The organism is Acidobacteriota bacterium (assembly GCA_039030395.1).
Classification (GTDB): Bacteria; Acidobacteriota; Thermoanaerobaculia; order Multivoradales; family JBCCEF01; genus JBCCEF01.
On record JBCCEF010000002.1, the window covers coordinates 243,264 to 256,675 of the forward strand.

The 13,412-nt window shown below is 65.6% G+C and carries 11 protein-coding genes; 8 read left to right on the forward strand and 3 right to left on the reverse strand.

Features of this window, described 5'->3' with window-relative positions; all coding sequences use genetic code 11:
• The first annotated feature begins 8 nt into the window (after positions 1–8).
• Positions 9–2,939, forward strand: coding sequence for a PEP/pyruvate-binding domain-containing protein (locus AAF481_03345; GenBank protein ID MEM7480188.1), 2,931 nt, complete (start codon positions 9–11; stop codon positions 2,937–2,939).
• 125 nt (positions 2,940–3,064) lie between these two features.
• On the opposite strand, the gene AAF481_03350 is transcribed toward AAF481_03345, so the two are convergent.
• Complete coding sequence (locus tag AAF481_03350) at positions 3,065–4,456, reverse strand: NADP oxidoreductase (protein MEM7480189.1); 1,392 nt, start codon at positions 4,454–4,456, stop codon at positions 3,065–3,067.
• Positions 4,457–4,497: 41 nt separating this feature from the next.
• Between AAF481_03350 and dusA the strand changes: the two genes are divergently transcribed.
• The gene (gene dusA, locus AAF481_03355; protein ID MEM7480190.1) at positions 4,498–5,595 is read left to right on the forward strand and encodes a tRNA dihydrouridine(20/20a) synthase DusA; all 1,098 of its coding nucleotides are present in this window, start codon (positions 4,498–4,500) and stop codon (positions 5,593–5,595) included.
• A gap of 42 nt (positions 5,596–5,637) precedes the next feature.
• Positions 5,638–6,525, forward strand: a complete 888-nt coding sequence (locus AAF481_03360; GenBank protein ID MEM7480191.1) for a DUF3014 domain-containing protein — start codon at positions 5,638–5,640, stop codon at positions 6,523–6,525.
• Positions 6,526–6,569: 44 nt separating this feature from the next.
• Here AAF481_03360 and AAF481_03365 read toward each other — a convergent pair whose 3' ends face one another.
• Together AAF481_03365 and AAF481_03370 are read right to left on the reverse strand one after the other, a co-directional pair.
• On the reverse strand, positions 6,570–6,704 hold the full coding sequence (locus AAF481_03365; GenBank protein MEM7480192.1) for a hypothetical protein: 135 nt from the start codon (positions 6,702–6,704) through the stop codon (positions 6,570–6,572).
• 351 nt (positions 6,705–7,055) lie between these two features.
• Positions 7,056–7,826, reverse strand: a complete 771-nt coding sequence (locus tag AAF481_03370) for a hypothetical protein (protein MEM7480193.1) — start codon at positions 7,824–7,826, stop codon at positions 7,056–7,058.
• A gap of 243 nt (positions 7,827–8,069) precedes the next feature.
• On the opposite strand from AAF481_03370, the gene AAF481_03375 reads away from it, so the two are divergent.
• The 5 genes from AAF481_03375 (at position 8,070) to AAF481_03395 (ending at position 13,272) form a co-directional block, all read left to right on the forward strand.
• On the forward strand, positions 8,070–8,348 hold the full coding sequence (locus tag AAF481_03375; protein ID MEM7480194.1) for a hypothetical protein: 279 nt from the start codon (positions 8,070–8,072) through the stop codon (positions 8,346–8,348).
• Positions 8,349–8,592: 244 nt separating this feature from the next.
• Positions 8,593–9,954, forward strand: coding sequence for a tetratricopeptide repeat protein (locus tag AAF481_03380; GenBank protein ID MEM7480195.1), 1,362 nt, complete (start codon positions 8,593–8,595; stop codon positions 9,952–9,954).
• 123 nt (positions 9,955–10,077) lie between these two features.
• On the forward strand, positions 10,078–11,346 hold the full coding sequence (locus AAF481_03385) for a DUF1015 family protein (protein MEM7480196.1): 1,269 nt from the start codon (positions 10,078–10,080) through the stop codon (positions 11,344–11,346).
• Positions 11,347–11,392: 46 nt separating this feature from the next.
• Positions 11,393–12,481 carry a 3-phosphoserine/phosphohydroxythreonine transaminase gene (gene serC / locus AAF481_03390; protein MEM7480197.1) on the forward strand — a complete coding sequence of 363 codons (1,089 nt, stop codon included), beginning with the start codon at positions 11,393–11,395 and terminating at the stop codon, positions 12,479–12,481.
• A complete protein-coding gene (locus AAF481_03395) occupies positions 12,481–13,272 on the forward strand; it encodes a hypothetical protein (GenBank protein ID MEM7480198.1) in 792 nt (263 codons plus the stop codon). Before serC ends, AAF481_03395 begins: the two co-directional genes overlap by 1 nt.
• Positions 13,273–13,412: the final 140 nt, after the last annotated feature.

Below are 13,412 nucleotides of genomic sequence, written 5' to 3' on the forward strand. Positions count from 1 at the left end.
CCCTAACGATGGCGATCCCCGAAGGGCCGAAGCCGTTTGCCTACGACGCGCTGATGCCCTTCACGGTGCGCAAGATCCTGCTGGTCGCCAGCGCCTACGACAGCTTTATCCTGGAGGAAGAGGGGCAGTTTTCGGACCGCTTGCTCAGCGAGTACCGGGCCCTCGACCTGTCGACGCCGCCCAAGATGGATCACGTGGCGAGCGCCGAGGAGGCCCTGCGACGTCTCGAGCAGAATCCCTACGATCTGGTCATCACCACCCCCCACATCCATGACATGACGCCGCACCGCCTGGGGGCGGAGATTGGCCGCTACCATCGCGGCCTACCGGTGGTGTTGCTGAGCTACGACCGGTCGGATCTGGTGAATGCCTCCGTCGGCCAGGGCATCGATCACGCCTTTCTGTGGGTGGGCGACCCGCGCCTCTTCCTGGCGATCGTCAAGCTGGTCGAGGATCACAAGAACGTCGACCGGGACGCTCGCGAGGGGCTGGTGCGGGTGATCGTCCTGGTGGAGGATTCGGCGGCCTTCTATTCGTCGTACCTGCCGATCATCTACAGCGAGCTGCTCGATCAGGTGCGCTCGCTCCTCGCCCAGGGCCTGAACGACCGGGAGCGCCACTACCGCATGCGGGCGCGGCCCAAGATCCTGCTGGCGCGCACCCACGAGGAGGGCGAAGGGTGGCTGCAGCGCTACCGTCAGAACCTCTTGGGGGTGATCTGCGACATGCGCTTCCCAAGCGCCGGCACCCTCGATCCGGAGGCCGGTCTGCGCTTCATCCGCGCCATTCGACAGAGCCGCCCGGACCTTCCGGTGTTGCTGCAGTCGAAGGAACCCGACCACGCCGCCGTGGCGCAGAATCTCGAAGTCCACTACGCGGACAAGAACTCACCGGAGCTGCTCGGTGAGCTGCGCTCCTTCATGCGCCGCAACTTCGGCTTCGGCCCCTTCATCTTTCGTACCCCGGCGGGCGACGAGGTGGAGCGAGTGGCCACTATCCGGGAGATGGTCGAGGTGCTCGACGGGATTCCCGACGAGGCCATCCTGTTCCACGCCCATTCCGGGCATTTCTCGAATTGGCTGATGGCGCGCAGCGAATTTGGGTTGGCTCAGGAGGTGCGCAGCCGCAAGGCGGAGGACTTTGCCGGGGCGCAGGAAGTGCGGAACTACTTGCAGCAGGTGCTGACGGCGTTCCTCGAAGACCAGCAGCGCGGCCAGGTGACGGAGTTTCGCCGCCAGACGGCGTCGTCGGCGCGGGATTTCACCCGCATCGGTACCGGATCTATGGGCGGCAAGGCGCGCGGCTTGGCCTTCGTCGCCCGTTTGCTCGCCGACCAGCCCTTCCGAGAACAATTCCCGACGGTGCGGGTGACGGTGCCTCGCACCTCGGTGATCTGTACCGACCTGTTCGAAGAGTTCTGCGCTGCCGGGTCGCTACGCGAGCGGGCGCTGGACCTGGAGGACGATGGCGCCATTGCCGAGATGTTCCTGCGGCAGGGCCTCCAGCCGCAGCTACTGGGTGACCTGCGGGCCCTGATCGAAGCTATCGACTACCCCCTGGCGGTGCGTTCGTCGAGCCTGCTCGAAGACTCGGAGTTTCAACCCCTGGCGGGGATGTACAAGACCTTTCTGTTGCCCAATCGCTCGGGCTCGCTGGACCGGCGTCTGGCGCAGCTCTCCCGGGCGGTGCGGCTGATTTGGGCTTCGACCTTCTTTTCCGGACCGCGCGGCTACATGAAGGCCACCCACCAGCGCCTGGAGGAGGAGAAGATGGCGGTGATCGTCGAGCGCTTGGTGGGCCGGCGCCACGGCGACCGCTTCTATCCGGATTTCGCCGGCGTCGCCCAATCGCACAACGTCTATCCGATGGCCGCTGTGCGGCCCGGCGACGGCCTTGCCACCGTCGCTCTGGGACTGGGGGAGACGGTGGTGGGCGGCGGCCAGGCCTACCGCTTCAGTCCCCGCCATCCGCGGGTATCGCTGTCGATGGTCGCTCCGGAGGACGCTCTGCGCTCGGGCCAAAATCGCTTCTTCGCTCTGGATCTGGGCAATACGGACTTCGAACCGCAGGTCGATGAGGGAGCCCATCTTCTGCACCTGGATCTGTCCGCCGCCGAGGCCGACGGCACCTTGTCCGCTGTCGCCTCGTCCTACTCGGCAGAGAACCATGTGTTGTACGACTCGCTGCGCCGCGGCGGCGTGCCGGTGGTGAACTTCGCCGGGGTGCTCAAGCACGATCTCTTTCCCTTGGCGCCGCTGTTGACGGAGCTTTTGGAGCTGGGGCGGGAGGGGATGGGGACGGAGGTGGAGATGGAGTTCGCGGCGGTGCGGTCTCCTGGCGATGCCAGCGATGAGCTGAGCGTGCTGCAACTGCGGCCGCTGCTGGCCCATCAGCGGGACCGGGAAGTCGAACTGAAGTCCATCGCGCCGGAGCGGCCGCGGCTGGTGACCGGCCGCGCCCTGGGTCACGGTGTGGTGCGCGACCTGCGGGATGTGATCTACCTCCACCCGGACCGCTTCAGCATGAACGACACGCCGGCCTTGGCGCACGAAATCGGTCGCTTGAATGGCGAACTGTCCCGTCAGGGGAGGCCTTACCTGCTCATTGGGCCGGGCCGCTGGGGGACCCGCGATCGCTGGATGGGGGTGCCGGTGGCCTGGGGCCAGGTCTCCGCCGTGCGGGTGTTCGTCGAGCTGGAGCTTCCGGGCAAGGGCATCGAGAGCTCCCAGGGTACCCATTTTTTCCACAACATCACTTCGCTGAAGGTAGGCTACTTTTGTCTGGCGCCGGAGCGCGAGGAGGAGGATCGTCTCGATCTGGAGTGGCTGGACAGCCTGCCGATGGTGCACGAGGCGGGAGCCGTGCGGCATGTGGTCCTGCCGCGGCCCGCCGTCGCGCATATCGACGGTCGGTCTGGAAGGGGTGTCATTCTCCGCTGACGAGTGCGGAAGTGGCGGTCGAGACGGGAGCGAGGCCGTAGGGCGAGGGGGCCGCCCAGCTCCCTGGAATAGAAAGCTAACAGGGAAGCTGAAGGAGTAAGCCGAAGGCCTTTTGCAGCAGCCTGCTAGGCGCCGTCGAGGAACTCCAGCATCTCCTCGATCCGCACCATCTTCACCCGCGGGCGGCCTTGGGCCTTGCCGCGGGCGATCTCTTCGGCGTCGATGCGCTGCCAGTCGGCGTAGCGCACCACCCGCACGCCGCGTTCCGCCAGCAGGGCGTCGAGGGCCGCCGGTTCGCCTTGGGGAGCCGGCGGGGCGGCGGGGAAGTCCTCGATCATGGCGGCGGCCGTTTCGGCGCCGTCGGGTTTGTTGCTGCCGATCAAGCCGGTGGGGCCACGCTTGACCCAGCCGACGACGTACTCCCGGGGCAGTGGCTCCTCCGTTGCCGGATCGAGGATGCGGCCGGCAGCGTTGGGGATGATCCCTCGGCGGTCGTCGAAAGGCAGGTCCGCCAGCGGCAGCGAGCGGTAACCGATGGCGCGCACCAGCAGGTCCGCCGGCAGTTCCTCGAAGGTGCCGGTGCCGACCGCTTGCAGATAGCCGCTGTCCGTCGGGGTGAGGCGATTGCGCTCGATACGAACCCCCGATACCTTGCCGTCTTCGGCGACGATCTCCTTCGGCGAGGAGAGGAACCGCAGGTGGATCCGACGCGGCGCGCAGCACGGCGGCGCGGCGGCGATCTCGCGCAGCAGGTCGACGTTCTTGCCGGCCTGGCGATCCTCCTGGGCGAACTCCTCGCTGGCCTCGTCCAGCTCCATATCCGCCGGGTTGGCGATCAGATCGACCTTCTCGAGATGGGCGATCTCCTTGAGTTCCGAGGGAGTGCAGGCGGCCTGCGCTGGCCCGCGCCGGGCGAGCACGTAGAGATCCTCGAGGGCACTCTCCCGCAGCGTCGCTAGGGCCGGATCGGCGATGTCGGTGGTGGCGAGATCTTCCGCCGGCCGCGCCAGTACCCGGGCAACGTCCATGGCGACGTTGCCGATGCCCACGACCACGGCCGTCGAGCCGGATAGATCCACCGGCAGGTCGATGAAGTCCGGATGGCCGCTGTACCAGGCGACGAGGGCGGTGGAGGAGTGGCTTCCGGGCAGGTCTTCGTCGGCGAGACCGAGGCGACGGTCGCTCTCGCCACCAACGGCGTACACCACCTGATCGTAGTGGGCCAGCAGGTCTGCGCGTTGCAGATCGTGGCCCACCTCAACGTTGCCCAGGTAGCGCACCCGGTCGTCCTCGATGATGCGCTCGAACACCCGGGCGACGGCCTTGATCTTGGGGTGATCCGGTGCCACGCCGTAGCGCACCAACCCGTAGGGCGCCGGCTGGCGGTCGATCAGGTCGATGGAGTAGTCGAACTCGTCGCCGTTGAGGAGAGCGGCCGCCGTGTAGAAGCCGGACGGGCCGGCTCCCACGATCGCTACGCGCCGGGGCCGGTCGGCGTCAGCGGAAGGTTCAGGCATGATCGGGTGAGTATATCCGCGCCGTTCGATAGAGTTTTGCCATGAGTCCTTCGGCCTCCCATCCTCGGACCTCCGCTCGCCGCGGCGGCGCCTACCCGTTGAGCATCGCTCCGATGATGGATCATTCGGATCGGCACTTTCGCTGGATCCAGCGCCAGCTCGCACGGCGGCCCTTGGTGTACACGGAGATGGTGACCACCGGAGCGCTGCTCAACGGTGACCGGGAGCGCTTTCTCGCCTTCGATCCGGCGGAACATCCCCTCGCCCTGCAGCTCGGCGGCGATGATCCAAAAGAACTCGCGACTTGTGCCCGAATGGCGGCGGATGCCGGCTTCGACGAGGTCAACCTCAACGTCGGCTGTCCAAGCGATCGGGTGCAGAAGGGACGTTTCGGAGTCTGCCTGATGGCTCGGCCGGAGCGGGTGGCCGAAGCGGTGGCGGCGATGCGCTCGGTGGTGGGTCTGCCGGTGACCGTCAAGCACCGCATTGGCTTCGACGATCTGGATCGCTACGAGGACATGCGACGCTTCGTCGACCGGGTGGCCGAAGCGGGCTGTGACCGCTTCGCGGTGCACGCCCGGAAGGCCTGGCTGCAGGGCCTCAATCCAAAGCAAAACCGCGAAATTCCGCCGCTGCGCTACAGCGAAGTCTACCGCCTGAAGGAGGAACGACCAGATCTGCAAATCGAAATCAACGGCGGCATCCGAACGCTCGATGACGCACGCGTTCACCTGGGCCGAGTGGACGGCGTCATGGTCGGCCGGGTGGCCTATGAGGATCCCTTTGCGCTCGCCGGAGCGGACGGTTTGTGGGGCGAAGAGGACCACCGTGCGCCGTCCCGGCGGGAAGTGGTGGTGGCGACGGCAGACTACCTGCGCCGCTGGCAGGGGAAGATTCCGCCGGCCCGCATCCTCCGGCACCTGCTGGGGCTGTTTGCCGGGCAACCCGGTGCCCGCGCCTGGCGACGCACCTTGAGCGAGGGAATGCACCGGCCGGAGGTATCCGGTGCCCTGCTGGATGTCGCCTTGGCGCAAATCCCGGCGGAGATCCTCGACGAGCGGCCGACGGCGGCGAATTCCAAGGCCGCGAAGACGAACGAAGCGGCGGCGGTTTGCGTAGACTCATCGCAAGCCGTGTGATTTCGTCCCGTTTCGTTCCTCCGCGCTGAAAGGAAATCCCCGATGACCGACCGAGAGTTGCCGCCGCCGCACGATCCCGTCCTGCGACCCGACGCCGATGACGAGATCGAACTCGATCTGGGGACCGCCGAGTACTCGAAGGAGCCGGAGCGGCCCGGTGGCGGCAAGGGGGGCTGGTGGATCTTGTTAGCGGTTGGCCTGGCGATTTGCCTGCTGCTGGGCTACTGGTGGTGGCAGCGATCCGAAGAGCCGACACCGCCGCCGGCGGTCGTGGAGGTCGAGCCGGTCGGCGAGGTCGAAGAGGCGCCGACCATCGTCGAGGACGAATCGGAAGAGCTGGAGCCCCTGCCACCCATCGAAGACAGCGATGCCTTCATCGGAAACCTGTTGGGAGAGTTGTCGGCCAGCCCGCTGGTCGCCGACATTCAGCGGCGAGGCAATCTGGTGCGGCGTCTCGTCGCGGCGGTGGAGAACATCGCCGGCGGAGTGAATCCCGCGCCGCACTTCGGCGGACTGTCCCCGCGGGAGCCTTTCCGGGTGGTGGAAGGTGCGGACGGAACGCGCATCGATCCCCGTTCCTACGCGCGCTTCGATCGCTATGCGGCAGCCTTTGGGGCGATGGATGCAGCGGAGATTGTTGCGCTGCTGCGGCGGGTGGAACCGCTGCTCGATCGCGCCTTCCAGGATCTCGGCTATCCCGGAGAGTCCTTCGAAGATCCTGTCGAGCGGGCGATCGCCCGTCTGCGGTCGACTCCTGTTCCCGAAGAGCCGCCGCGGGTCAGACTTGATGTGACGACCTACGAGTTCGTCGATCCGAATCTCGAAGCGCTATCGCCGGCTCAGAAGGTTCTGATTCGCATGGGGCCGGAGAACGCTCGCCGGGTGATCCGCAAGTTGGGCGAAGTGGAGCAAGTACTCGAAGGGCGCTGACTGTGCGGCGCGGAGATCCGCGCCGGCGAGATCATGCCGGAGAATCACCTCTCGCTGAGGTCGAGAATCGCCCGCAGGCCGGCGCGAATGATCTCCGTTTCGCTCAGACGCTCGTCGAAAGCTTTCTGTCGCAGAGCTTCGTTTTCCTCGTCAGAAATCCAAAGATTCTTGCGAATCATTCCGCTCTTGGTCACTGTGGTGGTGCCGCCACGTGGACCCGTTCGTCGAGAGAATCGAGAATCTTGTTTGAGCATTCGCTCACCAGGTCGCATGCTTCGGACCTCCTTCGCAGCTTCGCAAAACACAGAAGATCAAGGACCTTCCGGGTGCTGGCGCGATCCACCGCCCCGCCTTGACCCGTCACTCTTCAGATCCGCTTTACTTGAGACAAAAGTGTAACACAGTTTCTTGCAAACGAAATTTTGGCATTCGTTCGAGGTGTCGCCGAGCGGACGCGTTGGAAAGAAAAAACTGCTCGCCGGGGAGGGCCCGGCGAGCAGTTTTTAGCAAAGGGATGCAGGCGAAGAACGCTAGCCCTCTCCCTCGTAGGTGATGCTGGCGGTGGTGAGATCCTCTCCGTTTTGTCGCAGCAGGGTCACCGTCAGCGTGCGGCCGTTGCCCTGGGCCTTCAAGTTGATGATCTTCTGACCGCCGGCAGAGACCGTCGAACGCTCGACCGTCGAGCCCAGGTCTTCCAGTTCTGAGGTGTAGTACTGCTCGGCCTCTTCGAGGGAAGCATTCATGCGCTGCGCGAAGATGCCGGACACCTTGTTGTTGGTCGAGGTGGCAAAAGCACTCGCTACCTCGGCACCGGGATAGCGCGGCACCCAGTACGGTATGTCGCTGTCGTCGGCGCCTCCACCTAGGGTCATTTCGGAGGTGGTGCCGTCGGAGTTCTGGGTAGTGACTTCCATCCCGCCGGCACTCCCTTCGGCCATGGTGAACGAGGTGGTGGCGCCGTCTTCGTTGGTCCAGCCGAAGCGACCTTCCTGCACATCTTCGAGGTTCACCGTCACCACCTCGCCAGTTTTCTCATTGCGAATGGTGATGGTGCCGGCAGCTTCGTCCGACTCGACCAGCTCGAGGTTGGGGTCCATCCGCACGATGAACTGAGCGGCGGCCATAGCGGGATTGTCCTCGAAGTCACTGGCGATATCTCCCACCTTCTTGGAGACGAAGATGCCGCCGGCGGTCACCAGGATGGCGGCGATGATCAACAGGCCGGCACATCCGATCGCCACCCATGCGAGGGGGTGTAGGCCCTTTTTCTTCTGTTGTCCCGGGGGGTACGGTTCGTTCATTGAAGTTCTCCCTCCTTGAGATTTTCGGCGGCAAAGCTATCACGCCAGAGGCGGAAAATTGGCCGCTCCGTCGAGTTCCTTCTCGAGATGCAGTTCGGTGCCGATAATTACCGGTTGGAGTAAGGATGTATCGTTTTTGCGAAGATACGCGTCGCAAAAAATGCTCCTCAGGCACAGAAGTCCTTAGGGAGCGGAGAACATCCGGCGATGAAGTCGGGTCAACAGCCGCTCGGAGGAGATGAGATGCGTTCAATGACTTTGTGGTTCACTTTGTGTCTGGTTACCGCCCTGGTCTTCGCTGCACCTGCATCTGCCGTTCCGCGGGAAGCAAACTTCGAGAGGGAGCAAACGGCGTTCGATGGCTGGCTGAGCTGGCTGGAGGGAGTATGGGCTGCGCTGGCCGGCGAGCCGCCGACCACCGACGACCCTCAAGACCAGAGCGAGTCGCCGCATGAGCCGCAGCATGGGGGTGGGGGTGAAGACGGCGACCCGGATCGTGGCACCCTCGATCCCAACGGTTGACCTACCGACGGATCGACGAGCTGGAAGATGACGGATTGTTTAGTTTATATTTATATGAAGGCTGTGAATTTCCGCATCGATGCTGGCGAGATCCGCCGACTACGGCGCCCGTCCTTTTGAGAACCTGAGGGCGAGGGATTCACCGGTGCTGCGCGGTGAGTTCTCGCCCGGCGGCCGCACTACAATCGGGTAGTCGTCAACCGGCGTTTCGCCGCAACAAGGAGTGTTTGACCGAGGCGAGGTGATGGAGAAACACCCGGATCCCGAGACTTTGAGTGACTTTTCGCGTTTGGCGCTGGAGAATCGCCGACTGCGCCGGACGGCATGGCACCTGTCGCAGTGCCGAAGCTGTCGGCGAGCCCTGGCTCGGCTGTCGCCGGAGGGACTGTCGGTCCTCGGCCGAATGCTCTCGCGGGCCGGTCTCGAAACCGGTAGCGGAGAGCTGTCGGTGACCGGGCCGACAAGCTACGGCTCGATCTTCGCGCGGGTTCGCGAGAAGGTCGCCGAACGGGCCGGCGGCCTGGAGGAGGATCGCCGCCTCGCCGGTGAGCGAGTGGAGATCCTACTGAACACTCCGGAGCCGGAACGGAACGCTCTGTTGCTCGCACGTGCGGATCTGCGGAGCCGAGCCGTGGTCGAGCATCTCCTGGAGCGTGCGCGGGTGCCGGATGAAGAGGCCGGCTCTCTGTCCCGCCTCGCCATCTCGGTGATCAGGGCCATGCTCGACCCGGGAGATCCCGTCGACAACGCCCTGTTGGCGGATCTGGAGGCCGAGGCTTGGGGCCTGATCGGCAACGCCGAGCGCATTCGGTCCGACCTGCGGGCAGCGGATCAGGCCTTGGCGAGGGCCCGCGACCTGCTGGCCGTCGGCACTGGCGATCCGCTGGCATGGGCGCAGGTGGCGGCGTATGAGTCTTCGGTGCGGCGGGCGCAGCGACGCTTCGGGGACGCCCTGCGGCTGCTGGATCGCACCATTACCATCTTTCGCCGTGCCGGTGACCGTCAGGGGGAGGCCCGATCGCGGGTCAATCGCGGTGTGACCCTGTCGTTCCAGGGCGATCACTCGGCCGCCATTGAAGAACTCGAAGCGGCTCGAGCCCTGGCGGATTTCGAGATCGATCGCCGGCTGGAGCTGACCATTGAGCAGAACTTGCTCTACTGCTTGATGGACAGCAAACGATTCGACGAGGCGCTCCGCCTGCTGCCGCGCGTTCGCCGCTTGTCGCGGCGCATCGATCGCCCCTTGGATCGCCTCGAGCTCGACTGGTTGGAGGGGCAGCTCCAGGCGGACCTCGGTCGCCGAGCGGAGGCGGAGAAGCTCCTGGAGTCGGCTCGTCGCGGCTATATCCGACTGGGGATCGGGTACAGCGCCGCCCTGGTGTCCCTCGACCTCGCGTGCCTGCTGCTGGAGGATGGGCGGGATTCTGAGGTGCGTCATCTGGCGGTCGAGAGCTTGCCGATTTTCCTGTCACGGGACGTGCCCTCGGAAGCGGCCGCGGCCCTCGCCCTCTTTCGTCAGGCAGCGCTCGCGGAACGCGCGACGGTAGAGATGGTGCGAGAGGTGACGGACTTGCTGCGGCCGGAGCGAGACCGCGATCGCCGGTAGTCTCCTCGCGCCGCGGGAAGCACCGAATTACCGCCCCGGGCGGTCTCCGGAGCATTCGATTTTCGGCAGCCATTGGGATAGCCTCAGGGCTGTAGCCGATCCGTGGATCCGAGGAGCTTCCCGATGGTTCAATTGCGTCCATTCCGCGCTCTCCGTCCCGCTCCCGACCTGGCCTCGGAAGTGGCGAGCGTTCCCTACGATGTGGTTTCTTCGGAAGAGGCGCGGTCGCTGGCGGAGGGCAATCCGCGCAGTTTTTTGCGGGTCGTGCGTCCGGAGATCGAGTTTCCTCCGGCCTCCGAGGCATCGCCGGAGGAAATCCACCGAGCGGGGGCTCGAGCCCTCGCCCGCTTGGTGGAGGCCGGTGCTCTTCAACAGGATGGCAAGGAGGCTCTCTACCTCTACCGGCTGACCTGGCGCGGCCATCATCAGACGGGCGTGGTGGGATGTTGCGCGGTTGACGATTACGACTTCGGCGCGATCAAGAAACACGAGTTCACCCGTCCGGACAAGGAGCGCGACCGGACGAACCACGGCCTGGCGGTGCGGGCCCACGTCGGTCCGGTGTTCTTGACCTATCGCGGGCGTCCGGAAATCGCTGCGCTGGTGGCGGCAGGGGTCGCCGGTGAGGCGCTCTACGATTTCACTTCCGATGACGGTGTTCGGCACCAGGTTTGGCGGGTGGCGGACGGTTCTGACCTGGTGCGCGCCTTCGCGGCGGTTCCGGCGCTCTACGTGGCCGACGGGCACCACCGCACCGCCTGCGCCAGCCGGATCCGAGGCGAACTCACCCGGGCCAACGCGGGGCATCACGGCGGCGAGGACTACAACTTTTTCCTGGCGGTGATGTTCCCGGCGGAGGAGTTGCGCATTCTGCCGTATCACCGCTGGGTGGCCGACCTCGCCGGCCGGGACGCAGACGCCTTTCTCGCGGCGCTCTCAGAACGCTATACGGTGACGGAGAACGCTTCCCCGGAGCCGGCCGCACCGGAGCCGGCCGCACCGGAGCCGGCCGCACCGGAGCTGGCCGCATCGGGGCAGGTTTCCATGTACCTGGCTGGACGGTGGTACGGTGTGGCGCTGACCGCCGAAGACGCCACCGGCGACCCGGTCGACTCCCTCGATGCGGCCCTACTGCAGAATCAGATTCTCGGCCCCCTGCTCGGCATTGACGATCCCCGCACCGCCGCCCGGATCGACTTCATCGGCGGCATTCGCGGAACCGGAGAACTGGAGCGTCGGGTGGATGCGGCTCCGGGCTCCGTCGCCTTTTCCCTCGCCCCTTTGGCGATCGACGATCTGTTGACGGTGGCCGATGCGAATCGCGTGCTGCCCCCCAAATCGACCTGGTTTGAGCCCAAACTGCGCTCGGGCCTCTTAGTCCACCCGTTTTAGCGACCCTCCCACGCGGAAGCGCGGATCGAGACCTTCTGGAGCCGTTATGACCACTGACCGGGTTTTCAATTTCAGCGCCGGACCGGGCGCTCTGCCGCTGGCGGTGCTCAAAGAGGCGCAGCGCTCGATGTTGTCCTACGGCGACAGCGGCCGTAGCGTCATGGAACTGTCCCACCGGTCGCCGGAGTACGACGCCATCCACCGCGAAGCCCTCGCCGGCCTTCGGCGGCTGCTGGCGATTCCCGACCAGTTTGCGGTGCTGTTGCTGCAAGGCGGAGCGAGCCTGCAGTTCAGCATGGTGCCGATGAACCTGATGACCCGCCATCGTAGGGCCGACTATCTGGTGACCGGCAACTGGGCGAAGAAAGCGCTGGCGGAAGGCCGCAAGGTGGGAGCGGCGCGAGTGGCGGCGAGCACCGAGGCAGGCGGCTTTAGCCGCCTGCCGGAAAGCGATGAGATCGACCTCGACCCCGAGGCGGACTTCCTCCACTTGACGAGCAACAACACTCTGTTCGGTACCCAGTGGGCCGAACTGCCGGAAGCCGGAGATGTGCCGCTGGCGGTGGACATGTCGTCGGACATCCTGTCGCGGCCGGTGCCCTGGAAACGCCTGGGCCTGGTCTACGCCGGTGCCCAGAAGAACCTGGGGCCGGCCGGAGTGACGGTGGTGGTGGTGCGGTCCGAACTGCTCGAGCGGGCGCCGGAGGACTTGCCGACGATGCTCAACTATCGAAGCCATGCGGCCAAAGATTCGCTCTACAACACGCCGCCGACTTGGGCCATCTACATCCTCGGCCTCGGTTGCCGCTGGGTGGAGGAGCAGGGCGGCGTGGCGGCGATGGAAGCGGCCGCCACCGAACGTTCAGCGCGTCTCTACCGGGCGATCGACGCCAGCGACTTCTACCGCGGTACCGCAAAGGTAGAGCATCGCTCCACCATGAACATCCCCTTCCGCTTGCCGTCCGAGGCGTTGGAGGCGGCGTTTCTGCGCTCGGCCACGGACAAGGGGATGACCAACCTCAAGGGGCATCGCTCCGTCGGGGGCATCCGCGCGTCCCTCTACAACGCCGCGCCGATGGCGGCCGTCGATGCGCTGCTCGAACACATGGCCGACTTCGCCCGCGACCACGGCTGATGATCACCCGCAACCCGCATCCCCGCATGCCCTCCTTCGGGGGGCTGGGAGGGCCGCCGCCGAGGGACATCGTGATCCTGTTGGCGGTACTGCTCTTCACTTTCAGCCTGCGTTTCTTCAGCAGCACCGAGGCGCTCCCGGCCCTCCTCGAGCTGCGGTCCGAGGGATGGAGGTCGGGGTTTCTGTGGCAACTGGTGACCTACGCCTTCGTCGGCAGGGGAGGCGGGGGCCTGTGGTTCGTCATCGAACTGTTCATCTTGTATCTCTTCGGACGCGACGTCTGGATCACCCTGGGTCGCCGCCGGGCTCGCCGCCTGATCGGCATCGTGGTGGTGTCGGCCGCCGTTCTCGCCGTCCTGGTGGACGCCTTGGCGGGCTTTGTCGGACACCAGGTGCGCCCGCCTTTCCAGCCCTTCGATCTGATCCAGGGCCAGCACATGCTGGTGGTGATTCTGATCGCCGCCTTCGCCACTCTCCACCGCCACGCCACCATCTACCTCTTCTTTGTGCTGCCGATCCAGGCGCGCTGGTTCCTGTGGCTGGAGGTCTTGTTCGGGTTCCTCGCCTATTTACCCTCCCACGACATCGCCGGCTTCGTCGGTCTCCTCACCGGTGTCGTGCTGACCACCTCGTTGCTCCGGCCCGGTGGCCCGCGGCGGTTCCTACGGGAGATCTGGCTGCGCGGCCAACATCGAGTGCTGCGCGCCAAGCTCGACCGGGAACGGCGCCGCCGCAAGCTGCGGGTGGTGCCGGACCCCGACCGGCCTCCGCGCGACAGCACCATCCACTGACCGACCGCGCCCCGCCGCCAGGTCCGGCGGCGCAAAATGCCCCTTTCGCCACCCTGATCTGTCAGGGAGTAATGTAATTCATCATTTGGAGTGAAGATGAATCCCGTATTGAAAATCTGCTTGTATCTGTGGTCAACAGT